This window comes from Kitasatospora sp. NPDC058406 (assembly GCF_042722765.1).
Lineage (GTDB): Bacteria > Actinomycetota > Actinomycetes > Streptomycetales > Streptomycetaceae > Kitasatospora.
This window is the reverse complement of sequence record NZ_JBHXKE010000088.1, coordinates 1-23,414: the sequence shown is the minus strand read 5'-3', so window position 1 is coordinate 23,414 and position 23,414 is coordinate 1. Positions and strand designations below refer to the sequence as shown.

Genomic DNA, 23,414 nt, shown 5'->3' with positions numbered 1-23,414 from the left:
AAGCCTGACTGATCGTCAGATCACGTGCAATCAGCTCGGGTTGCCGTTCGCCGACGACCCAACGCGGCAGGCCGGGCCCCGGCTCCCGGAGACTGACAGCACCTCGGGCCGTGCGCTATCTTCCGTACGGAATCGCCCCGTTCGGGGCAGGGCCGCCGACCTGTGGGGGCAGGCACCATGGAGAGCGCGTCGCGGAGCGCACCCGAATCCGGCAGAACCCCGGGGGCCCGGCCACCGGGACCCCCGCCCACCCCGTTCCCACGAGGCCCGTTCGCCGGGCTCGACCACACCGACCTGCGGGAACTCGGCCGCCTGGGCACCCGGCGGATCTACTCCCCGGGTGAGGCCCTGATGATCGAGGGCGAGCCGGGCGACCGGGTCGCCCTCCTCCTGACCGGTTGCGTCAAGGTCGTGGCCGCCACCGAGGACGGCAGCGAGGCCCTGCTCGCCGTCCGCCTCCCCGGCGAACTGCTCGGCGAGATGGCGGTGCTGGACGGCGATCCGCGTTCGGCCACGGTGCTCGCCGTCCGCACCAGTACCGCCCGCGAGATCGCGGGCCCGGCCTTCCTCGCCTTCCTGGCCGACCGGCCCGCGGCCGCCCTCGCCGTCCAGCGATCGCTCAGCCACAAGCTCCGCGCCGCCACCCGCTACCGGGTCGACGCCGGCTGCGGGACCGTCCTGGTCCGCCTCGCCCGCACCCTCACCACACTGCTCCGCTCCTACGGCACCCCGACCGAGGACGGCCTGCGGATCGACATACCGCTCAGCCACGCCGACCTCGCCGCCCTGTCCCAGCTCTCCCCCGCCAGTGTGGAACGCTCCCTGCGCACCCTGCGCAACCAGGGCGCCGTCCGCACCAGCTACCGCCAACTCGTGGTCAAGGACCGGACGCTGCTCTCGAAGGCGGCCGGCCTCCCGCTCCCCCCGCACGGAGGTGACGGACGATGAGCGCGAAAGGAACCCCGGCCCGGCAGCGCCGCGTCTGCCTGGTGGTCGACATCGAGGCCTACAGCGGCCGGCTGTACCCGGTGCAGGGGGACATCCAGGACCGCCTCCACCGGGCACTGGACCACGCGTTCGTCCGGGCCCGGGTCGAACGCGGACGGTGCGAGGCGCAGGACCGGGGCGACGGCCAGTTGCTCCTGCTGCCCCCCGGAACGAACGAGGCGGTCGCGCTGCCGGGCCTGGTCCTCGGCCTGCGGGACGCGGTGCACACGCTCAACCGCTCCCCCGGCACCACCGGACGGCTGCGGATCAGGGTGGCGCTCGCCCAGGGCGGGGTGCAACGGGCCGCGCTCGGCTTCACGGCCCGCTCGGTCGAGACGGCCTGCCGGCTGCTGGACTGCGCGCAGGCCCGGGCCGCGCTGAAGGACACCCCGGAGGCCGACCTGGTCCTGGTCGTCACGGACGACCTGTACACCGACGTCTTCGAGGCGGGCGTGGGCGGGCTGGCCGCCGGGGAGTTCACCCGGACCACGGTGAGGATCAAGGACAAGCGCTTCGAGGCACACGCCTGGCTGGCCACGCCCCGGCGGGGCGAACTCGTCGCCCTGCCCCCTCCGCGGACACCCGGGACCCGGCGCCGCGCGGCGACCTCGGCGGTGCTCCAGGGCGCCCTCGACCTCCTCGCGGGCGCCGGACTCGGCGTCACCCCCTCGGTCCACCACGGCGGGGACGGCGGTCCGGGTCACGGACACGGCGGCGGGCAGGAGGCCGGCGGCAACGCGAGCCCGTCCGCACACCACGACGGCGACGACCCGTGGGAGGCTCCGAGCCACCACGGCGACACCGACGGCCACGGCGCCGGGCACGACGGAGGACACGGACACGGAGGCGCACACCCGAACGGGGACGGACACGGCCCGCACGGACCGGTGGACCACGCCGTCCACCACGACGACCCGTGGCACCCGAACGGCACCGGGGCGACGTACGGGGGCTCGGACCCGCACGATCCGTGGGAGGCGTCGCACCCCCGGCACCAGGACTCCCACGAGTCCGGCGCGTACGGCGGCGAGGGCCGTCACCCCTACCACGGCGACGCCGTGGACCCGTCCCGCACGGGCGACCCGCACGACCCGTACGACGGTCGTGCCCCGCACGACCCGTTCGACGTGCACGACGTGCACGACCCGTTCGACGTGCACGAGGGACACGGCGTGCACGACACGACCCACGGCCACGACGTCCCGGAGCCGCACCACGAGCACGGCGGGTACGACGCATACGACGGCTACCAAGGGCACGACCCACCGGACGTCCACTTCGGCCAGGACGCCCACGGGGACGGCTGGCACGGACCGCACCGCTGAGGGCCCGCACCGGCCCTGGCGGCTCCCGGCGGCCCGGGGGTCAGCGACCGACCGGCCGCCCCGGGCCCAGGGGTGCGTCCCGGAGCCGGACGCCCTCCAGGACGACGCCCACCACGCCGGCGACCGGCACCGCGCCCCAGACCCGGGAGTCGGTGCTGAGGCCGGGGTTGTCGCCGAGGAGGATCAGCCGGCCGCCGGGCACGGCCGGGCCGGGGACGGCGTCGCGGACCTGGTCCGGAACCGGCTCGCCCGGCAGCGCGGCGAGCCGCTTGATCAGCAGCCGTCGCGGGCCGGCGCCGACCGGCGACGCGGTCGGGCGGCCGTCCTCGTCCGAGACGACCACGACGATCCGGCCGGTCCGGAGCCGGGCCAGGCCCCGTCGGACGACCAGCACCCGGCGGCCGGGGCGGAGTGCGGGGCTCATGCTCGGCCCGGACACCACGATCACCGAGAACACGGTGCGGGCCAGCGCGGCGAGCGCGGCCAGAACGAGGACGCCGGCGACGGCGGCGAGCAGCAGCGGCACGGTGGAACCTCCTGGTGCTACGGGGTCGTGACGGAACGGTGCCACGGGGGGCAGTGGGCGCCACGGGGCGGTACGGCTACGGCGCGGTACGGCCACGGCGCAGTACGGCTACGGGGCGGTGCGGCCGAGCGGTGCCGGGGTCGGCGGTCCTGCGGGTGGCCCGACCGGCGTGTCGTGGTACCCGGCCGCCTGCAGCGCGAACAGTTCGGCGTACCGGCCACCGCGCGCCAACAGCCGCTCGTGGGTGCCCTGTTCCACCACCTGCCCGGCGCCGAGGACGACGATCCGGTCGGCGTCCCGGACGGCGCTGAGCCGGTGCGAGACGATCACGCTGGTCGCCCCGCGCCGCAGGCCGCGCAGGCTGTCGTGCACCTCCTTCTCGGCCTCGGCGTCGAGGCCGGAGCTGGGTTCGTCGAGGATCATCAGGTCGGCGTCGCTCCGCATGAACGCCCGTGCCACCGCGAGGCGTTGCCATTCGCCACCGGAAAGCGCGTGCCCGCGGCCGGCTCCCGGCCCGTCGGCCGCGAAGATCCGGCTGAGCAGCGTGCCGTAGCCGGCGTCGAGCCGGGAGATCCGCTCGTGCACACCGACCGCGCGGGCCGCCGTCGTGATCCGGCCGGCGTCGCCGAGGTGGTCCAGGCGGCCGAGGCCGATGTTCTCGCCGGCGGTGAGGTCGTAGCGCACGTAGTCCTGGAAGACCACGCCGACCCGCTCGCGGTACGCGTCGGGGGTGAAATCCCTGATGTCGGTGCCGTTCCAGAGGATGCGGCCGCGGGTCGGGTCGTACAGCCGGCAGAGCAGCTTGACCAGCGTGCTCTTGCCCGCGCCGTTCAGGCCGACCAGGGCGGTGACCGAGCCCGCCGGGAGGACGAGGTCGACGCCGCGCAGGGTCCAGGGGGCGTCCTCGTGGTAGCGGAACCAGACGTCCTGGAGCTCGATCGTCCCGGTGAGCCGGTCCGGGGACACCGGCCGTTCGGGCAGGGCGAGGTCGGGCTCGGCCGCGCCGAGCGCGCGGTAGTGGTCGAAGGTGATGGCCGCCTGGTAGGCGGCGGATCCGGTCGCGGCGAGCTGGGCGACCCCGCTCTGGATGCCGCCGACGGCGGCGAGACACACCGAGACGTCCCCGAGCGACAGTTCACCGTTGCGGGCGGCGCGCACCGCCCAGACCAGACCCAGCGCGTACACGCCCACACCCAGCAGGGACGCGGGCAGCCGCTGGGCGAGGTTGCGCCGGTCGGTGCGCTCCTCCGCGCCGGAGACGGTGAGCAGTTCGGTGCGGGCCCGCTTCCGGAAGAAGTCCTGGAGGCCGAACAGCCGGACCTCCTTCACCGCGTCGACGTCGGCGATCAGGCTGCCGTAGAACATCTGCCGGCGGCTGTGCGCCATCGTGTCGCGCAGCACCGCCGCCCGCCGGCGGCCGGCGACCAGCTGGACGCGCACCAGTGGGAGCGTGAGCAGCAGGGTGACGCCGCCGAGCAGCGGGTTCACCGCGAACAGGGTGCCGAGGAAGCCGAGGACCGTCGCCAGCGCCTGGAGGCTGCTGAACGCCGAGCCGGTCAGCAGGTCCGGGGCGACGCCGCCGGCCTGCTGGGCGAGGCGCAGCTCGTTCTGGAACCGCGGGTCCTCGAAGGGGCGCAGCCCGGGCAGCCGGTTGACCGCCTCGAACAGTTCGTCCTGCACCCGCAGCCGGATGGCCCGGCTGCTGCGGGCCCGGGCGTACTCGCTGGCGGCCGGGGCGAGGGCCAGTCCGAGGCTCGCGGCGACCAGCAGGACGCAGGTGCCGACCGGCACGCCGGAGCCGCCGCCGGGCGCCCCGGGCGGGGCCGTCAGCGCGTCGAACAGGTCGCTGACCAGCAGTGCGGTGGCGGCCGGGAGCAGTCCGGCCACCAGGCCGCAGAGCAGGGAGACCAGCAGCGCACCGGGCCCGGACCGCCAGGCGAGCGCGGTCGCGGCGGCGGCCGAGCGCAGGGCCTGGCGGCCTTCGCCGGGCGGACGCGGCGCCGGGGCGGTGCCCGCCGTCGGGGGCGGGACCGCACCCGCCGCTCCGGCGGTGCCGGTGGCTCCGGCCGTGCCCGCCGTCGGGGTCGCCGTCACCGAACGGCGGGCTGGACGTCGAGCTCTCCGGGCAGCAGGCGGTTGGTGATCCGCCCGTCGGCGCCGACCTCGACGTAGCTGGGCCAGCGGACGACGCCGAAGGACTCGGCCACGGAGCCCTCGACCACCCCGGCGGGTTCGACCACGACCTTGGCGACCGGCGCGAGCATGGCGGCCAGTTCCTCGGCGACCGCGCCGCCGCCCTTGACGACGGCCACGACCCGGTCGCGGCCCCCGGGGTGGTCGGTGACGGCCTTGACGAAGTCCGGAGCCTGTTCGAGGCAGGGCCCGCAGCTCGCGGAGAAGAATCCGACGACGGCGCGGCCCCCGGAGAAGTCCGCGCGGGACACCGGTCCGTCCTGCCGGGAGACGGCCCGGAATTCCGGTACGGGAGTTCCGTCCGGAATTCGGTTCTCCGGGATGGACACGCCCTTGACGATGTCACCGTGGGAACCGTGACCGGAGTTTCCGGTCACCTTTCTGGCGAGTGCCAGGGTAAGCAGCAGATTGAATACGGAAAGACAGCCGATCACGACGGTGAATACCGTTGACATGGCAGTGGGCCTCGTTCCGGACACTGGGGAAGGACGAATTCGAGGGGCGTTCGGGGAGCTTTCGAGGGGCCGGCGGAACGGTGTCGCCGGGGCGCTTCCGCCGGGGCCGGGTGCTCGGCGCGCAGCCGCCCGGGCGGGTACTCAGCGCGCGGGAGAGAAGAGCTCGACCAGGGTGTCGGTGGCGATGGCCAGCGCACTCGCGCCGACGGCGACCAGCAGGACCAGGGTGACGGCCGCCGGCTCCAGACCCCCCGGGTCCGGCGCGGTGCTCGCCACCAGACCGGCCGCGGCGACGCCGGCGAGGAGCAGGTTGCGCACCACGTGCGCCCGCCCCACGGGCACGCCGGCCGCACCGAAGCAGGGGCAGGAGACGTCGATCCGGCGCCACAGCACCGAGACCAGGACCGCCGCGAACAGCGCGAGCAGTCCGCCCGCCGCCGCGAACGCCCAGGTGGCGACCGGTCCGGGCAGCCAGACCAGCAGGGCGACGGCCGCCTCGACGAGCGGGACGGCGATCACGACCGGGCGGTTCAGCCGGCGCGGGACGACCGCCATCGCGCGCAGCGCCGAGGCGAAGTCCCCGGGCGCGCGCAGCTTGGCCAGCGCGGAGACGGCGAAGACGAGCGCGACGACACAGCGGCCGCCGAGCAGCAGGCAGGCGTGCATGGTTCCTCCCCCGTGCCGGCACCCCGGGCGAGCGGGCATGCCGGCGGACTCTGTCGGCCGGGACTCCCGGCCGGGCACCGGGCGGGCCACGGAGGCCCGCCCGGTCAGACCCGGACGGTCAGCAACCGCCCCGGATGGCGTACGTCTCACAGGTGGGGGCGGAAGCGCAGTTCCAGGAACAGCACGTCTTCACGTAGAGCGTCTCCCCGACACAGGTGTAGAACGTACCCGCCGGGCACGCGCAGGCCGCTTCCGCGGTCTCCGTCCGGAGACCGCGCGAGAACGCCCGGTCGACCAGGTTGAGCATCGCCTGAACCATTGTTCCTCCACACTGGGCAGATGGATACGAGTGGCTGTGCACTTACTGACGAGATCTCGTGCGGGGAAACGTAACTGAAATATTCAGATCTTGTCTAGACCAAATTGGACAGTGATCGACAGGTGAGAACGGAAGCGGAAAGTCCGATTCCGTGGGTCGTGTCACCGGCCCTCCGGAATGGCCCTCGCGCACTCGTCGGCCGCGCGGGCCGCCGGGGCCGGAGGCCCGAGGCCCGCCCGGAGGTCTGCGCGGATGGTGCGCCGGTGGGGGTTCATCGACAGCTTTCGGCGGGTGGGTCGCAGAGTCCGACGCCTTCGACGCCCGGGAGGTCGGCGATCCGCCGCCTGAGGTCGGCGAGGGCGGTGGCGGGTGCCCGGGAGTCGAGGATGACGACGAGGCGACGCTCCGGGCGTTTCGCCGTTCCGGATCACGTCCTGGCAGGCGGCCCGGTGTCGGTGGTCCCGGACTCGGGCGCGACGTCATCGACTTCTACACAGCCGCCCCGGACGGGGCCGTTCGCCCGGAAGCCGGATTCGCCACCGACGATGCGGCGGCCCCCACGCGTTCGGGAGCACCTCGAAGAGACTCGGTCCGGCTACGCCCCGCACCGACGGCCGGTCCGGCGCTCGGGCCGCAGGGCCGCCCCGGGCGTCCGGGACGGACAGGACGGGCAGGACGGGCAGGACGGACGGCGGGAGCGGGTGGAACGACGGGTGGCCGTCGGCCGGCAACAGATGGCCCTCGGCGCCGGCCTTGATGCCGGTCCGCTCCTCCGCGGTCAGCTCGCGGCGGATCCGGGCCGGGACGCCGGCGACCGGCGAGCCGGGCGGCACCCGCATGCCCGGCGGGCCGAGGGCGCCGGCTTCGGCTTCGGCTTCGGCTTCGGCTTCGGCTTCGGCCTGCGAACCGGCGCCGATCCGGGCGCCGTTCAGTGGGACGAACACCCCCGGTCCACGGCGGGCAGGACGCCTCGTGGACGGCGTCGACCACCTCGGCGGTCAACGGCCCCGGCGCTGCTCGCCCCTCCTCGTGGCGACTGCCCGGCGGGGGCGGAACGGCACGCCCGCCGCCCGGCCGGTCCGGTGGTCCGGTGTCCGGCGGGACGGCGGGACGGCGGGACGGCGGGACGGCGGCGGTCAGCCGGTCGGGGCGGCGGTTGCGGTGGCCGGCTGACGGCCGCAGAAGGCGGTCGCCAGCAGCTTCTGCGAGGTCTTCCACCCCTGGCCGGTGTTGCGGTAGCCGTTGGTCGAGACCGCCACCAGTCGGCGGCCGTCCAGGGTGCCGTAGAGGGCGCTGTTGTGCCCGCGGCCGGTGCTGCCGTTGTTTCCCCAGACCTCGCCGCAGGGCGTGGTCAACCGGCCGATCCCCAGGCCGTACTGGGCGTCGCCGCTCAGCGGGGCGACCGTCAGCATCTCGGCGAGCAGCGGTGCGGGGAGCAGCCGCCCGCCGAGCAGGGCCCGGAGGAAGGTGCCGAGGTCCGCGGTGGTCGAGATGCCGACGCCCGCCGCGTCCATCTCGCTCGGCTCCATCTCGGTGACGTCCACCGGGCCGCCGGGCAGATCGAGGTAGGTGTGCGCGTGCGGGCCGCGGATCCCCGTCGCGTGGGCCGGCATCGACGTCCCGCTCAGCCCCAGCCGGTCGATGATCCGGCGTTCCACCTCCCGGCGCCAGTCGTGGCCGGTGACCCGCTCGACGATCATGCCGGCCAGCAGGTAGTTGGTGTTCGCGTAGTGCCAGCCCGTGCCGGGCGCGAAGTACGGCGGGTGGCTGTTGGCCACCGCGAGGAGTTGCTGCGGCGTCCAGCTCCGCCAGCGCCCCTCGCGGAGCCAGGTCGCGTTGTCGACGTCGACGGCCGGGTCCGCGGTGTAGTCGAACAGCCCGCTGGTGTGGTTGAGCAGCTGGCGCACGGTGACGGAGCCGCCGCCCGGGACGGCACCCGGCAGCAGGCTCTCCACGCTGTCGTCCAGCCCGAACCGCCCCTCGCCGACCAGTTGGAGGACGACAGTCGCCACGAAGGTCTTGGTCACACTGGCGATCCGGAACCGGCCGCTCGCCGAGGGCTCGGCGCCGGTCGAGAAGTCGCCCACGCCCTCCGCGCCCTTCCACACCGTGCGCCCGTACTCGGTCACCCGGGCGAGGGAGCTGGACGCCCCGCCGACGTCGATCACGCCCTCCAGCGCCTCGTTCAGCGCCCGGGCGTCCACGCCACCCCGGTGCGGGCCGCGCCCGGCCGCCTCCGGGCCGGTCCCCGGCTGCTCCTCGCCGACGGCCGTCGCTCCGCCCGGCCCGGTGCCGAAGGCACCGGCCGTCGGGGCGGTCACGCCCACCAGGCCCACCCCCGCCAGCGCGAGCGCGACGATCCGCACGCCCCTCGCCGTCCGCGACGCGCCCCGGCGCTCCGCTACCCTCATGAGTCCTCCTGTGTCCGTGCCGACGGCTTTCGCAACACCCGAAAAGTGTGAGGGGTTGACACTTTGTCAGCCGGGCACGAACCGGTCGTCCACCCACAGGGGCACAGCGGCTCCACCCACGGGTGGATGCCCCTGCGGCGTGTCGGCCCTCCTCAAGTCGGAGGCCGACCGTGCCGAACTCCGGTACAGGAATCCGACTTGAGGAGAACTCCTGTACGTCGACGAGTCGTCCCGGCGGGGCCTTGACGGCGTCACCAGCCGTCGTCCCCCGCATCGTGCACCGCCGCCGGGTCGGGCTCGTGGCCGTTCTGGCCGGAGTAGTAGTCGGACGGGGACTCGTAGGCGGTGTGGTCGGCCGCCTCGATCACGTCGTCGGGGTGCAGGCGGCCGTCGTCCCAGGTCTGCTCGGGGTCGGTCACGGCGGTGTTCCCTTCTCTCCACCGGCCCGAACACCGTCCGGACCGGTTCCCGACCGGGTCGGACCCCCGGTCGGACGTCGGACCCGGCCGGACGTCGGACCCGGCCGGACGTCAGGCGGGCGGCCCGGGCGGTGCGGCGAAGTAGATCGCCTCGCACAGCTCGCGCGCGATCCGCGCGTACCGGCCGGCGTCGCGCAGCGGGCCGTCCTCCAGCCGGCGCCAGTACCCGGCCGCCCGCGCCGCCGCCCGGCGCAGGTCCTCCGGCCCGGCCCCGGCCTCCAGCCCGAGCTGGGCGGCCGGGGTGCGCCCGGTGGCCAGGGCGATCAGCGCGTCGACGGCGTCCGGGGCGAGTTCGAGCCGCCGGGAGGCGACGGCGGCCAGCGCCCGGGCCAACTCGTGTCGGCGCAGCACCGGATGCTGCCGGAGCTCGCCGATCCTGGTGCGCGCCCGGCGGACCAGGTCGGCGGGCAGGCCGTCGCCCGCACCGAGCGCGGCCTCGACCGCGCCGAGGGCGGCGGCGGCGCGCAGGACGTCGGCGGCGTCGACGAACTGCCGTCGCAGGTGGTCGACGACGGCACCGATGCCGGAGGTCCTCCGGAACTCCTCCAGCAGGACGGCGGCGCCGACGTGACCGCCCGTCGCCCTGGCCCGGTCGGCGGTCCGGAGCGCGACGTCGATGCCGTAGACGCCGAGCAGGCCGTGGAGCCGTTCGCGATCGGGCCGGGTGAGCGGGGCGTCGTCCCAGCCCAGGAAGCGGCTGCCGGTGTACAGGGCCCGGCGGAGTTCGGCCGCGGGGGTCTCGGCGAGCCGGCGGACCAGGGCGGCGTCCGACTCGGTGAAGTCGTCGCCGAGGGCGGTCTGCGCGAGCAGGCCGACCACCGGGAGCACGGAGTCCACCAGCCCGGCGAGCCGTTCGGCGTTGCGGTCGGCGACCTGCCGGGCCCGGGGCCAGGGGTCGCCGTGGCCGTCGCCGAGCAGGTCGATCCGGCTGAGCACGCCCACCGCGTTGAGCGCGGTCATCCGGCTGTCGGCCTGCGCGCGCAGGGCGCCGAGCGCCTCCGCGTCCCCGGCGCCCGGGTGCGGCATGACGTAGATCACGGCGTCGGCGCGGGCGAGCGCGGCCAGCGCGGGCGCGTCGAGACCGCTGAGCGAGTCGAGACCGGGGGTGTCGACCAGCACGCAGTCCCCGGCCGGCCGGAGTCCGGCGGCCTCGACCACCACCTCGGCGATCTCCCCGGTCGGCGTCCCGAGGCCGCGGGGATCGCGCGGCAGGCCGCCGGCCAGCCAGTGGGAGGTCCCGTCGAGCCGCCGGACCTGGACGCGGTTGAGCGGGCCGGGCCGGAACCAGGCCACCACGGTGGTGCACTCGGTCGCAGCCGAGGCGGCGAGCCGGCGCCCGAGCAGGGCGTTCACCAGGGTGGACTTGCCCGCGTTCATCCGGCCGCCGACGGCGATCCGCAGGGTCCGCTCGTCGAGGCGCTGCCGCACGGCGCGCACCGCCCCGACGGCCGGACCCGGCGGCAGCCCGGCCGCCAGGTCGGCGCAGAACTCGCCTACCAGGGAGGCGAGTTCCACGGACCTCGGCCCGCCCGTCGACGCGGGCCCGGGCGGGGGGACTCCGGTCACCGCGCCTCCGCCGGGAGGAGGTCGCCGACCGGCGGTACGGTCCCTCGCTGCACGCGGGCCAGCACCCTGGCCAGCCGTTGGGCGGGCCGGCGGAGCCGTCCGAGCTCCTCCTTCTCGATCCGCGCGCACTCCTCGTACCGCTTGAGCTTGGCCGTGGCGCTCTCGACGCCCTTGAGCCAGGACACCATGCTGTTCACCGCGTGCGCGTCCGTGCGGGTCTCCTTGATCAGACGCCGGGAGTCGGCGAGTTCGGACTCCACCGCCTGCACCCGGTGGGTGAGCAGGCCCGAGAGGCACCAGAGCACCGGGACGAGGACTCCGGCCGGCCTGGACCCGCAGGAGACCGCCACCGACAGGTCGAGGATCCGTTCCTCACCGGCGATCAGGTCCGCCAGCGGGGCCGTCGCCTCCCTGGCCAGGGCCCACGCGGCAGGGTCGGTGACCAGGTCGGCCTTGGTGAAGGCGAGCACGATCGGGAGCGGCGCCGACTGCGGCTGCACCGCCCGCTGGAGCAGGACGACGGTGCGACGGAGCTCCTCGTGGCTGCCGACGTCGGCCGCGAGGCGCTGGGCGTCGGCGAAGACGATCAGCCCGTCGGCCCGGGTGAGCCGGGCCAGCAGTCCGGTGGTCTCGGGATCGTCCGCGGCGGTGCTGGTGAGCGAACCGCCGCGGTAGTCGGTCCAGTCGAAGGCCGCAACGTCACGGCGGCCGTGGGTGAGCAGGAATCGGTGGTCCGTGCGGCGGGAGGAGATCGGCGGGTAGACGCCGCGGCGCACCGCCCGGCCCGCCCGGAGCAGATCGTGCCCGTCCTCCTCGCTGACGTCGCGCAGGGTGAACCCTTTGTACCCGGTGGCGAGTTGGGCGTACATGGAGGAGAGGTAGGTGGTCTTGCCCGCGTTGCTGTGGCCGAGGGCGACCAGCCGCAGGTTCATCAGGTCCACGAAATCAGCTCCGTCCCGGGCCCGGGGAGCCGGACGCACCGTCGGCACCAGACGCGCCGTCGGCACCGGACGCGCCGGGGTCGCCGGGAGTGCCCAGCGACCGGGCCAGGGCGGCGCCCTCGTCCCGCAGGACGACGAGCGAGGCGATCCGCCGCCGGGTGCGGTCCCGGGCGGCGGCGAGGTCGGCCGCGGAGGCGGCCAGGTTGCGGCGGTGGTCGGCGAGCTGCCTCTCCAGCCGGACCCGCTCGTCCGCGATGGCCCGGTCGAGGACGACACCGAGCCGGTCGGTGAGTTCGTCGACGTGGCTGGTGATCTGCGCGGGGATCTCGGTGCTCAGCTCGGTGAGCACCCGGTTGAGGTGGCGGGTGGCGTCGCCGCGCACCCGGCCGAGTTCGGTGCGCTGGCGGCGCCGACGGGTGAGCACGGCCAGCATCGCGTAGCTGGCGACGGCCGGGACGAGGATGCCGCCGGTCAGCAGACTGAGCACGGTGCCGAAGGTGGCGGCGGTGCCGAGCGAGGGCGCGACGCTCTCGATCACCCCGAGCGGACCGCCCTCGCGGTGCTTGGAGTGCACCATCTCCGGTAGCAGGCCGGCTCGTTCGGACCGGAGGACGACCGCGGAGCCGTCCACGGGCACGAGCTCGGCGCCGGGGGCCTCCCCCTCCGGACCGGAACCTGCGGCGGCGTCCAGGACGGCCGCGCACTCCTGCCGGACCTTCTCCTCCAGCACCGCCAGGCCCCTCCGGGCGGCATTGTCGAGCTGCAGCCAGACCGCCTCCACCTGGGCCTCCAGGTCGGCCGGGAACTCCTGGGCGAGCGTCCCCGGTTCGGAGGTCGCGATCTGCCCCTCGGCGTACTGCCGGACGTCGTTGACGCTCCGCCGGAAGCCGAGCTGGAGGGCGTTCTTGAGATCGCGGGCACCGGTCGACAGGACCCGCCGCCACTGGGCGCTCTCCGGCTGGAGCAGCCGCAGCGCCTCCTCCGCACCCTGCACCTCGGCGGCCAGCGTCGGGTCCTGCTGGAGCGAGCGGAGGCGCTGTTCCTGCTCGGCCAGCGGACCGGCGATCGCGGTGAGGGCGACGTGGACCAGGTTGGCGAGCCGCAGTTCGGCGGCCCGGGCGGCGACCCGACGGCGCAGCAGCTCCTCCAACGGCTCGAAGCCGCTCTCCGAGAGCAGTTCGGCGGCCTCCTGGAGCGAGCCCGAGTCGGCGGCCTCGGCGGCGTCCCGGCGGGCCCGGTTGCTGACCGGGAACCAGGAGGCCCCGGAGTGCCGGGGTGCGTACCGGGCGATCAGCTCGTGGTTGCGGGCGAGGACGGCCTGCCACGCGTCGTGGCTGTCGGTCTTGGTGAGGACGAACACCGTCTCGACGGTGCGCTCCGTCGCGCGGGCCAGGAACTCCAGCTCGGAGCTCGTGAGTTCGCCGGATCCGTCGACCACGAAGACCAATGCGTCGGCCCACTCAAGGGCGGCGAGGGCGAGTTCGGCGTGACCGCTGACCAGCCCGCCGACACCGGGAGTGTCGACCAGTTCGAGGCCGGCGGCGAGCATCGGGACAGGCAGCTCCACCTCCACGTGGTGGACGTCGAGGCGGTGCGGCCGGCCCGTGAGCGGGTCCACCGCGGCGTACTCGGCGATCCGCTCCAGCGGGATCGGCTCGGGGCTCGGCCGCCCGTCCGGCTCCCCCGCCGGGGCCGGGTTCCCGAGCGGGTCGGTGCCGTCGGAGGGCCCGGCCCCGGCCCCGGTGGTGGACCCCGCCGCGGGCAGCAGGAACGCCTCGGCGCGCGGGCGCTCGCCGTGGCGGACGACGACGTGCACACCGGTGGCGACGTCGGCGTCGACCGGGAGGAGGTCCCAGACGCCGACCAGGCTGTTGATCGTGGAGCTCTTTCCGCGCTTCTTCTCCCCGACCACGACCAGCGAGGCGGCGCCGTCGGCGGCCCGGGCGGCCTCCTGCCGGACCCGTCGGGCGGCGTGCTCGGCGGTCGAACCGGCACCGCCCGCTCCGGCGTCGTCGGTGGGTTCCGCAGGCTCGGCGGCGGCCGCCCTGGAGGCGCGTTCGAGGAGGTCCGCGGTGCGGCCGGCGAAGTCCAGCACGCGGGCGCGGGAGGGGCTTTCGGCCCGGGGCGTGGTCATGAGGGTTCTCCCGTGGTGGAGTCGGTCCGGTCGCCGGGGTCGGCCGGCGGGTTCGCGCGCCGCCCGGCGGGCCCTGCGGAACCGCCGGGCGGCGGGTCGGCCGGTCGGCGGGGCGGGGCAGGCGGCGGGTCGGCCGGTGGGCGGGGCGGGGCAGGCGGCGGGTCGGCCGGTGGGTCGGGCAACGCAACGGACGGCGGGACGGTCGGCGGAGCGGGCACCGAGCCGGACGACGGGACGGACGACGGGGCACCGGAGGCGTCCGGCCCGGGAGCCGGACCCGACGGCGTGACGGGCGGCTCCGGGTCGTCGAATCCGCCGAACCTGCCGGAGTAGTCGGCATCCTGGGGCGTGACGGAGCGGGTCTGCCCGAACAGGGGGCGCTCGACGCTGGGGCCGGGAGAGACGTAGTCGTCCCCGCTCGCCCTCCCGGTGTACGGCCTCCCGTCGTCGTGGGCCTCCCCCTCCGGGGCACCGTGCGGCGCGCCGTGCTGCGGCACCTCGGCGTACGGGTCACGGGGTGCCGTGTCCGGGTACGGGTCGGCCGGGCGCCCACCGTTCCTCCTCCGCGGGGCCAGCGCGGAGTCCACCTTGCGGCCGACCTCGGTCAGGAACCGACCGGCCTGGCCCAGGAGCTGGCCGAGGACCGACTGCCCGGGCGGTTCCGCCGGGTCCGGGCCCTTTCCCGGGCGCGGGCCGTCGTGTCCGGCGCCTCCCGCCCCGTGGACGGCCCCGCGCCGCCCCCCGTCGTATCCGTCGTAACCGCCGGACGCCGGATCCACGGCTCCCGGGCCCGACGGGTGCGGCGCCCCGGGCCCGAAGGTTCCCGCCTTCGACCGACCCGGCTTCGACGGACCGCGCTTCGACCGGCCGGAGCCGGACGCCGCCGGACCGGCGGGATCCCCCGCGGCCTGGTTCGGCGTGAACCGCGTGGCCGTCGGCGGCGCCGGCGGCGGGCGGAACAGCAGCTCGTAGGCCCGGCCGTCCCGGCTGGTCAGATGGGTGAGCCGAGCGAGGTCGGCGTCGGTGCGGCGGCGCCAGCCGGTGACCAGGAGGCACGGATCGGGCACGGACGCCGCCGCCGACCAGAGCGCCCCCGCCTCCGACTCGGGCAGCAGGTGGGCCCCGTCCGCGCGGGCGGGGAGCCATCGGCCCGTCGGCGGCAGCTCGCCGACCGTCCCGGGGGCCCCGTCGGGCCACGGGGCGGCCACCGGCACGGTCGCCCGCGGCTCGGCCTCCCGCCGGTCGGCCGCCTCCCAGGTCGGCGCCGTCCAGTCGCGGTACACCCGGCCGCCCCAGGGGACCAGGTGGTCCTCCAGTTCGGCGAGCTCGGGGAGTCGCCCGGGCACCGGCGCCGCGCTGTACCAGCCGACGAAGCCGTAGAGCAAACGGTCGAACTTGTCCCGGACCATGGTGTCGCTGATCAGTCCGAACTCGCAGGCCGCGCCGAGCAGCACGCCGTGCTCGTCGCGGTGGAGCACGAAGCGCGGCCCGTCCTCCAGGCGGTCCCCGCCCGCCACCGCGGTGCGGACGGCCTCAGCGAGCGGGCCCTGCCGGTCGACGCCGGCGGGCAGGGCCCGCCACCACTGGTCGATCCGCAGGGTGCGGCCGTAGACGACGGCGGACCAGCCGCCGGGCGGAGTGGCGGACACATCGGCTCCGGCGGGCCGGGGGTCGGCCGCCGGTGTGGCGTCGGAGGTGTGGTCGGGCAACGGCCCGTACGGAGGATTCGTCATGGTGTCAGTCCGTCAGCAATCGGCCGTCGCGGTAGATGGCGATCCCTCGCAGTTCCTGGTCCAGCTCGGCGCACCGGTCCTGGGCCCGTTGGAGGTCGGCCGAGGTCGCCCGGCTGTCGGCCACGAGCCGCTCGATCTGCTGCCGGGCGGAACTCTTCCGGTCTCCCCTGAAGATGCCGCCGAACAGCCCCTGGCTGAGTGCGGCGAGTTCGCCGCGGGAGGAGTCGAGGCCGGCGGAGAGCCTCGCCATCTCGTGCTCGTTCCGGGCGATGCCCTCGCTGAGGTAGTGGCGAAGGCTGAAGACGATCGGCAGGTGGAGGTTCTTGGGGCTGATCCGGGTCGCGTCGACGATGGTCCTATCGCCCTCGCCGAAGGCGCCCAGCTGGATCGGGCAGAGCGCCACCGTGACGCCCTCGGCCTCCTCCCCGGCGAGGGCGGGGACGAGGTTCCCGAGGTTCCTCGCCACCACCTGGAGCGCCTCGGCGGCGCTCATCCCCGTGCGCGCGGCCAACAGGTCGACCTTGGTGAGCAGCACGACCACACCGGGGGGAGGCTGGCGGGCGCGGAAGCGGTTGCTGAAGACCCTGGAGATCGCGATGCTGCACCGGGGGATCTCCATCAGGTCTCCGGCCCGTTCGAGGCTGCCCGGGGCCCCGGCCTTGACCCACTCGGCCACGTGCTCGGAGGCCAGCGCGAGAATGATGGTGTCGGTGGCCTCCAGCCGCTCCGCAAGCCGCGAGACGTCCGGCGCCGAGCCGCGGGGGGCGGCCAAGGAGTCGCCGCGGAAATCCACGAAGTCGACCTGCATGAGGTCGCGCATGCCACGGCGGAACACGAACTCGTAGGTGACGGGCACGTCGTCCGGGGTGGGCTTCGGCATCTCGCCGGTGCGGCGGAGCCTGGCCCAGTGCTCGGCGAGGTCGAGGTCCCGGTCGGGGTCGGTGGTGTAGAGGTAGTAGCCCTTCAGACCGGACGACAACCGGTTGTACATGCCGTGCAGGTAGGCCGTCTTGCCGGAGCCGGCGGCTCCGATCATGGTCACGGAAATGCTGGGAACGTCCATGGACGCGGTCCTCTGTTCGCGAGGTCGAGGGTCACGGTGCTTCCGATGGTGGTGGCGCTGCCGGTGGTGCCTGGGAGGGATCGGATCGGGAGTCGGGGCGGGGTCCCACGGTGGCGGGGGCGGACCGCGGCTCAGAACGAGAGGATGTCCTCCAACAGCTCACCCAATCGGTCGGCCGGCTCCACCAGTGGTTGCAGGAGGGAGAGTTCGGAGGCGGCGAGGGCCCGGTCACGGTCCCGGAGGGCCGCCCAGGACGGCACGTCGTCCCACCAGCTGCTGACCCGGTCCCACAACGTGTCGCGCTGATCGGCCAGTTGGGCGGAGGCCATCAGGCTGTCGATCGAGGCGGACAGTCGCATCGCCCGCCCGATGATGCCGAAGCGGAGCGTCCAGAGCACCGGCAGCGCCACGTTCTCCGGCTCCGGTCCGCAGACCAGCGGGATGAACGCCCCCTGGATGTGGCGGGTTTCGGCGACCGCCTCGATCAGCGGCCGGAACGGTCCGACGAACCGGTCCTCCGCGTCGTCGGCCCCGAGGTCGACCAGATCGGCCTTGGTGAGGGCGATCACCAGCGGTGTCAGCGTCTCCTCCCGGTCGGCGAGGGCCTGGTGGACCCGGACCGTCAGCCGCCGGACGGCTTCGGCCGCCTCCGGGTCGGTGTCCAGCCGGAGGGCGTCGACGAAGAGCACGATGCCGTCGGCGGCGACCAGGTCGTCGTGCAGGTCGGCCGCCTGCCGGCTGTCGCTGCGGTGCTCCGTGAGCGCTCCCCCGCGGTGGTCCTTCCAGCGGAACGGGAAGACGTCGGCCCCGTCGTGGCGCAGGACGAAGTCGTAGGCGCGGGGCCGGTCGCTGGGCCGGGGGTAGCGGCCGCTCAGGATGTCCCGTGCGCCGGACGTCAGCACGCGGTGGGCGGTCGTGTCGGCGGTGCTCAGCGTCATGCCCTCGACGCCGTCGCACATGGCCGCGTACATCAGGGAGAGGTAGCTGGTCTTCCCGGCCGCATGGTGGCCGAGCATCACGATGTCCATGCGATTCCTCGCGGCTCCTCGGGAGGCGGGCGGGTCCGGTCGGAGTGCTCCCGACGGGCGGGACACGGAGTTGGGGGTGCGGTGTCCGGTCCCGGCCCGGCGGTTCGTTCCGGGGCGGGTCGGTTCGGATCAGGGGTCAGAGGGGCCGGCGCCCGTCCAGACGGGGGTCGTCCTCGTCCGGATAGTGGGTGACGGCCCAGCGCTTGGCACTCTGGCCGGCGTCTGCGCCGTCGTGGGCACCGCCGGCGCCGTCCGCCGGTCCGGGCGAAGCCGGCGGGTCGGTGAGCGCACCGAGCGCGACCACGGCCTTGGGATCGGCGGCCAGTTCGGGAAGCCGGCCCAGACGGGCGGCGATCAGGTCGGCGACCACCGGAGTCCGGCCGGCCGCGCCGCACAGGACGACGGCGGCGAGGTCCTCCGGGGACACTCCGGCCCGGGCCAGCGCCCGTTCCAGCAGTTCGACGGAGGCGGTGAGCGCCGGGGTGACGGCCGCCCGGTACTCGCCGCCCTGGACGACGAACGGGTCGCGGTAGCCGGGCACCGCGAGGTAGACCGTCCCGGTGCTCGACAGGGACTCCTTGGCGAGGGTCAACTCCCTTGCGAGCTGGAAACGCTGGTGGGCGGTGGCAGCGTCGGACGCGTCGGAAGCGTCGGCGGAATCGGAAGCGGGGGCGGCAGCGGACGCCGGATCGGGCCAGAGCCGGTACCAGGGGGCCGGGTCCACGTCCAACGCGCGGTCGCGGAGCAGTTCGAAGAGGGCCTGGTCGAGGTCCCGGCCGCCGAAGTCCGGGTTGCCGGCGACCGCGACGGCCCTGAACCCGCCCCCCTCCCGGCGGAGTACGGCGATGTCCACCGTCCCGCCGCCGAGGTCGTAGACGGCGATCGGGCGGTCCTCGTACGGCGCGGAGCCGTCGGCGTGCCCGGCCTCACCGGCGTCCGCCCCGAGGGCCGCCGCGGCGGCGTGGAAACGGGCCGCCGCCACCGGCTCGGCCAGCAGCTCCGGGTCGTCGATACCGGCCCGGACGGCCGCCTCGACGAGCCGGCCCAGATCGGCCGGCGACCAGTCCGCAGGGTGGGTGAGCACGGTGCGCGCCGGGGCGCCGCCCCCGTTCTGCGCACGGGCCTCCGCCGCCGCGCGGGCCAGTACGGCGGCGACGAGGTCGACCGTGGCCACCTCGCGGCCGTCCAGCAGGACGGCCCGCTGGCGGAGCAGCGCCCTCTTGGGGCCGAGCTCCGCCCGTTCCGGCCGCTGGGCGGCGAGTTGGACGGCGGCGCGGCCGGTGAGCAGCGCCCCGGCGTCGTCCAGGCAGACCAGCGAGGGAAGGTAGCGGCTGTTCTCGATCTCGACCGCCACCACCGGACCGGCCTGCGCCACGCGAACCGCCGCGGTGGTGAAGCAGGTACCGAAATCTATGGCCAACGACCAGTCAGACACGTTTCCTCACAAGGCAGTTGCGGCACGAGAGTGCGCGGCGGAGCACAGCCGGGGCAGCAGCCCCAGGTGTCCCGCGCAGGATGTTAGGCCCCCACGGGCGACTCTGAAGCGGGTCGGGACATTTTGTAACAATGGCATGCACATTGCCGCTTCGGCGCCGAGGCATCGGCGGCACGGCACGGGCACGGCACCTCGGCCCCCGGGACCGGGGCGCCGGCCCCCAGTCTCCGCGCACCCGGAGGCCGAAACTCCGTCAGGTGACCGAATGGGGACGGAACACCCGGCGGCCGACCCTCCCGGCCGACGTGCGAGAGTCGGAACCACTGCGCGGCGGAACCCCGTGCAGCGACCGAACCGGCACGACCCGCCGGGCACAACCTGCCCGGCCCCGACGAGGAAGGCCCCCTTGAGCAGCCGCGACGCCGCCCCCGATACAGCCCCCGTCCCCGTTCGCGCCCTCGCCCCCGTTCGTGTCCCCGAGGAGTTCGCCGCCGCCTACGGCGCACACGGGGTCGCCGAGCGCGCCTGGATCGGGGAACTCCCCTCCCTCGCAGCCGAGTTCCTGGACCGATGGACCCTGCGACCGGACGGCCCGCCCGCCCACGGCATGGCCTCGCTGGTCCTTCCCGTCCTGCGGGCCGACGGCTCCCCCGCGGTCCTGCGGCTGCAACAGGTGCGCGAGGAGACGGCCGGCGTCGCCGCCGGGCTGCGCGCCTGGCGGGGCGAGGGCGCCGTCCTGCTGCTCGACGACGACCCCGCCACCGGCACCCAACTGCTCGAACGACTCGACGCGGCCCGGCCGCTCGGCGTGGTGGCCGACGACGACACCGCGCTGTCGGTCCTCGCCGGCCTGATGGCCCGGCTGACGGCCGTCCCCGCCCCGGCCGGGCTCCGCCGCCTCGGGGACCTCGCCGCCGCCATGGTCGACGAGGCACCCCGGGCCGTCCCTTCCCTCCGGGACCCCGACGAGCGACGCCTCCTCCGCACCTGCGCCTCGACGGTGGCCGCACTGCTCGACGAACCCGGTGATCGGCTGCTGCACTGGGACCTCCACGACGGCAACGTGCTCGCCGGCGAGCGCCACCCGTGGCTCGCCATCGATCCCGAACCCCTCTCGGGCGACCCGGGATTCGACCTGCTCCCGGCCATCGACCAACGGTGGGACGCCGCGCACCGGGGTTCCGCCACCGAACGGACCGTTCTCCGGCGGTTCGACCTGCTGACCGGCACGCTCGGCCTGGACCGTTCGCGGGCCGCCGGCTGGACGCTCGGCCGCGTGCTGCAGAACGCCCTCTGGGACATCGAGGACGGCCGGACCGCCCTGGAGCCGTCCCAGGTCGCCGTCGCCACCACACTGATCCGGCACCGCCTCGGTCAGGGCGTGGAACCGTGAACCGGCCTGCGTCCCTCCGCACGGAGACGGCGGTTCAGAGCCCGGACAGCACCTGCCGCCACCCCCGGTCGACGCCTGGCCTGGCCCCGCGGGACCGACGGGCGCGGGGGGTGCCTTGAACGAGCCGGACCGGCCGCCGGTGGAACACCGGCCGCCGCCCGACCGGATCGGCCGGCGGGCCACCGCCCGGACGTCCGGTCCGGGCTACGCCGCCGTGCTCGCCGGGTCCTCGGCCCTGGCGGCCGTGCTGTTCGTACCGTGGCGTCCGTCGTCACGTCCCGAGGTCCTGGTGCCGCTCGCCGCGACCGCACTGCTCGGTGCCGCCTGGCTCGCTGCCTCCCGGCTGGCGCCGCCGGCCGAACGTCCCGCGCCCGGCCGAACGGTAGCCGCACCGCCTGCGGACCTTCTCCCGGCCCTCCTCCCGACGCTCCTCCCGGCTCTCCTGCCGACCCGCGCCGTCGGTCGGCGCGAGCGCGGGCCGAGGGGCGCGCGACGCGGCCCCTGCCATCGGCCGGGCGACCGACGGGCGGAACCGCACAGGTGAAGGTCAGGTTGCATTCGCGTGAACCGCCTCAACCACCCGCTCCGCACAACCGTCCGTCTCCTCGCCCGGATCCGCTCGGCCGTCGAGCGCCTCGACGCGCGCGCCGACGCCGCCCTGCGGGCCTGGGCCCGCCCGCTCACGGCCCGCACCGCCGAGCTGCTGCGCCGCATGGCCGCCGCCAACTGCAGTGACGCGCTCAGCCGCCACCTCCCCTGTCGCGCCCGCGAACGGGCCGCCCGCGACGCCGCCGCGGGCCACGACGGCCGGCCCGGCTCCTAGATCCGGCCCGAAGGACCGGCCGGACGGACCGGCCCGGGCCGCCGGCGTCAGGCGCGGCAGAGGCCGGTGGCCCAGTCGACGGTCGCGGCGGCCTGGGAGTGGCGCCACTCGGGGGCGAGCAGGTCGCGGTCGAGCTGCGCGGCGGCGGTGCGGTCCTCGACGACGTAGCCGAAGTCCTGGAGCCAGGCCGGGTAGAGGTTCTTCGATCCGATGTAGAAGGCCGAGTCGTCGACCGCGACCAGCTTGTGGTGCAGCGCGTACGGGTGTCCGTCGGCCCAGGTGGCGGTGGGGGCGGCCCGGAAGGTGGCGAGCTGGAGGTTGCCGCAGAGCGCGGCGGTGGCCCTGGTGCGGTCGCCGGTCAGGGTGGCGAGGCGGGCCCGGAGCACGTCGCTGATCTCGGCCAGGGACTTGATCTGCGAGTAGCCGCCGCTGCCGACGGCGCCGCGGTTGGCCGGGTCGCTGACCACGATCCGCACCTTGACCCCTGCGGCGAGCTTCGCGGCCAGCAGGTCGTAGAGGCGGGTGTCGTAGCGGGGCAGTGGCGGGCAGGTGCCGTTCATGTCCTGCTGGGAGATCTCGATGTGCCGCCGGGCACTGCCGACGAGGGCCCGCAGGGCGTTCTCCTCGGGGTTGACCGTCTCGTAGTCGCGGTCGGCGTTGGTGTTGTCGTGCAGGGTGAGCGGGCTGCACTTGGCGTCGGCGGCCCCGACCACCGGGCCGGGCCGGTAGCCGGACGCCGGGTCGGCGGCCTTGATGCCGACGCCGAGCCCGCCGACGGCGATCACCGGGACGGTCCCGGTGGCGGGGGCGGCCGGGTTGAGGTCGCGCTCGATCGACGGGCGGCAGGCCCCGCCGTCCGAGGAGGCGAACCAGGAGTTGTCGAAGAGGCCGGTCCGGCCGCAGGTCCACTCCCACAGGGTGTCCAGGTAGCGGGCGGCCGAGGTGGCGGCGGGGCCGCTGAGCGCCAGGTCGACGTCCGAGACGGGGTGGGCGGTGTCGAGGTAGTCGTTCTTCCAGCCGTTGATGCCGCCGGCGATGACGGTCCGTCCGTCGACGACCAGGAGCTTGGAGTGGTTCCAGGAGAACGCGGTGCGCGAGGTGGTCATCGAGGCGATGTTCAGACTGACCGAGCCGGCCGCCGGGCCGAGCCCGGCAACCAGTTCGTCGCGGTAGCGGGAGGGCAGGACGTTGGCGTTGTAGAGCGGCGCGGCGCCGACCAGGATGCGCACGACGGGGCGGTGCCCGGCGGCCACCGCGGCCTTGAGTCCGGCGACGAGGGCGTCCTCGAAGCCGCCGTCGGGGAACGGCGCGAGGGTGGAGACGTCCACGGTCCGGGTCGCGGCGGCGACGTCGGCGGTCATCTTCGCCAGCAGCGCGCGGGTGCCGGGCCGGTCGGCGCAGGTGGCGTCGCCCCAGCAGCCGGGCGTCTGGAGCAGCCAGCCGGCCGGCTCCGCCCCCGTACCGGTGCCGGCACCGGCCAGGCTGTTGCCCTCGGTGCGCTGCCAGACGGTGCCCTCCAGCCCGGGCGACACCTCCCGCAGGACGCGCTCCACGGCGTCGAGGTGCGCGGTGCCCGTGTCACCGTCGGCCCGGGCGGTGGGGGCGGGTGCGGCCGCACGGGCGGACGTGGGCGGGACGACGGCCAGCAGGCCGGTGGCCGCGGCGGCGGCGAGGGCGGCGCGCAGGACGCGGCCGGGGCGGCGGGAGGAGGGTCGGAGCACGTGACGTTCCTTCAGGGCGTGACGGGTGGCTCATGGTTCACCCGTGGGACGACCTGAGATTACCGAGAAGTAATATCCCGTCCAATTTGTGCATGACAATGAGCCACCGGGCTTGATTCGCACCCGCCGTCCGACCCCCGCCACATGGCCGCCGCGCGCCGGGGCGGCGAAGCCGGGCCGCGCGCCCGGCCTCGGACACGCCGGAAGGCCCGGCCC

At 75.2% G+C, this 23,414-nt stretch carries 18 protein-coding genes and 1 pseudogene; 4 read left to right on the top strand and 15 right to left on the bottom strand.

Translation table 11 applies throughout. From position 1 onward, the window contains the following. Positions 1 to 177: 177 nt before the first annotated feature. Together ACFWOG_RS19075 and ACFWOG_RS19070 are read left to right on the top strand one after the other, a co-directional pair. Positions 178 to 948 carry a Crp/Fnr family transcriptional regulator gene (locus ACFWOG_RS19075; RefSeq protein WP_329952734.1) on the top strand — a complete coding sequence of 257 codons (771 nt, stop codon included), beginning with the start codon at positions 178 to 180 and terminating at the stop codon, positions 946 to 948. After that, entirely contained in the window at positions 945 to 2,312 is a 1,368-nt protein-coding gene (locus ACFWOG_RS19070) for a hypothetical protein (protein ID WP_380359767.1), read from the top strand. Before ACFWOG_RS19075 ends, ACFWOG_RS19070 begins: the two co-directional genes overlap by 4 nt. Positions 2,313 to 2,352: 40 nt before the next feature. Here the strand turns inward: ACFWOG_RS19070 and ACFWOG_RS19065 are convergent, their stop codons facing one another. The 14 genes and pseudogenes from ACFWOG_RS19065 to ACFWOG_RS19000 form a co-directional block, all read right to left on the bottom strand. Then, the gene (locus ACFWOG_RS19065) at positions 2,353 to 2,838 is read right to left on the bottom strand and encodes a S26 family signal peptidase (RefSeq protein ID WP_380359765.1); all 486 of its coding nucleotides are present in this window, start codon (positions 2,836 to 2,838) and stop codon (positions 2,353 to 2,355) included. Positions 2,839 to 2,946: 108 nt separating this feature from the next. After that, a complete protein-coding gene (locus tag ACFWOG_RS19060) occupies positions 2,947 to 4,932 on the bottom strand; it encodes an ABC transporter ATP-binding protein (protein ID WP_380359763.1) in 1,986 nt (661 codons plus the stop codon). Then, complete coding sequence (locus ACFWOG_RS19055; RefSeq protein ID WP_380359761.1) at positions 4,929 to 5,486, bottom strand: TlpA family protein disulfide reductase; 558 nt, start codon at positions 5,484 to 5,486, stop codon at positions 4,929 to 4,931. Before ACFWOG_RS19055 ends, ACFWOG_RS19060 begins: the two co-directional genes overlap by 4 nt. 141 nt (positions 5,487 to 5,627) lie before the next feature. After that, the gene (locus ACFWOG_RS19050) at positions 5,628 to 6,152 is read right to left on the bottom strand and encodes a MauE/DoxX family redox-associated membrane protein (protein WP_380359759.1); all 525 of its coding nucleotides are present in this window, start codon (positions 6,150 to 6,152) and stop codon (positions 5,628 to 5,630) included. A gap of 1,032 nt (positions 6,153 to 7,184) precedes the next feature. Beyond that, positions 7,185 to 7,403, bottom strand: a pseudogene (locus tag ACFWOG_RS19045) (hypothetical protein); the annotation flags it as partial. 204 nt (positions 7,404 to 7,607) lie between these two features. Beyond that, positions 7,608 to 8,882 (bottom strand): serine hydrolase domain-containing protein, encoded by a 1,275-nt coding sequence (locus tag ACFWOG_RS19040; protein WP_380359757.1) that lies wholly within the window; start codon positions 8,880 to 8,882, stop codon positions 7,608 to 7,610. 251 nt (positions 8,883 to 9,133) lie between these two features. Continuing rightward, positions 9,134 to 9,301: a hypothetical protein gene (locus ACFWOG_RS19035; protein WP_329881031.1), complete on the bottom strand. Its 168-nt coding sequence runs from the start codon at positions 9,299 to 9,301 to the stop codon at positions 9,134 to 9,136. 111 nt (positions 9,302 to 9,412) lie between these two features. After that, complete coding sequence (locus ACFWOG_RS19030) at positions 9,413 to 10,876, bottom strand: GTPase (RefSeq protein WP_380359755.1); 1,464 nt, start codon at positions 10,874 to 10,876, stop codon at positions 9,413 to 9,415. Positions 10,877 to 10,923: 47 nt separating this feature from the next. Further along, the gene (locus ACFWOG_RS19025; RefSeq protein ID WP_380359780.1) at positions 10,924 to 11,859 is read right to left on the bottom strand and encodes a hypothetical protein; all 936 of its coding nucleotides are present in this window, start codon (positions 11,857 to 11,859) and stop codon (positions 10,924 to 10,926) included. A gap of 13 nt (positions 11,860 to 11,872) precedes the next feature. Beyond that, positions 11,873 to 14,002: a dynamin family protein gene (locus ACFWOG_RS19020; RefSeq protein WP_380359753.1), complete on the bottom strand. Its 2,130-nt coding sequence runs from the start codon at positions 14,000 to 14,002 to the stop codon at positions 11,873 to 11,875. Continuing rightward, on the bottom strand, positions 13,999 to 15,735 hold the full coding sequence (locus ACFWOG_RS19015) for a hypothetical protein (protein WP_380359751.1): 1,737 nt from the start codon (positions 15,733 to 15,735) through the stop codon (positions 13,999 to 14,001). Before ACFWOG_RS19015 ends, ACFWOG_RS19020 begins: the two co-directional genes overlap by 4 nt. Before the next feature lie 4 nt (positions 15,736 to 15,739). Continuing rightward, the gene (locus ACFWOG_RS19010) at positions 15,740 to 16,798 is read right to left on the bottom strand and encodes a hypothetical protein (RefSeq protein ID WP_380359749.1); all 1,059 of its coding nucleotides are present in this window, start codon (positions 16,796 to 16,798) and stop codon (positions 15,740 to 15,742) included. 131 nt (positions 16,799 to 16,929) lie between these two features. Further along, entirely contained in the window at positions 16,930 to 17,826 is an 897-nt protein-coding gene (locus ACFWOG_RS19005; RefSeq protein WP_380359747.1) for a hypothetical protein, read from the bottom strand. Positions 17,827 to 17,962: 136 nt separating this feature from the next. After that, positions 17,963 to 19,261 carry an Hsp70 family protein gene (locus ACFWOG_RS19000; RefSeq protein WP_380359745.1) on the bottom strand — a complete coding sequence of 433 codons (1,299 nt, stop codon included), beginning with the start codon at positions 19,259 to 19,261 and terminating at the stop codon, positions 17,963 to 17,965. 406 nt (positions 19,262 to 19,667) lie between these two features. Between ACFWOG_RS19000 and ACFWOG_RS18995 the strand changes: the two genes are divergently transcribed. After that, complete coding sequence (locus tag ACFWOG_RS18995) at positions 19,668 to 20,654, top strand: aminoglycoside phosphotransferase family protein (protein WP_380359744.1); 987 nt, start codon at positions 19,668 to 19,670, stop codon at positions 20,652 to 20,654. Between the two features lie 562 nt (positions 20,655 to 21,216). Further along, on the top strand, positions 21,217 to 21,477 hold the full coding sequence (locus ACFWOG_RS18990) for a hypothetical protein (RefSeq protein WP_329881041.1): 261 nt from the start codon (positions 21,217 to 21,219) through the stop codon (positions 21,475 to 21,477). Positions 21,478 to 21,524: 47 nt separating this feature from the next. On the opposite strand, the gene ACFWOG_RS18985 is transcribed toward ACFWOG_RS18990, so the two are convergent. Beyond that, the gene (locus tag ACFWOG_RS18985) at positions 21,525 to 23,198 is read right to left on the bottom strand and encodes a phospholipase (protein WP_380359742.1); all 1,674 of its coding nucleotides are present in this window, start codon (positions 23,196 to 23,198) and stop codon (positions 21,525 to 21,527) included. Between the last annotated feature and the right edge of the window lie 216 nt (positions 23,199 to 23,414).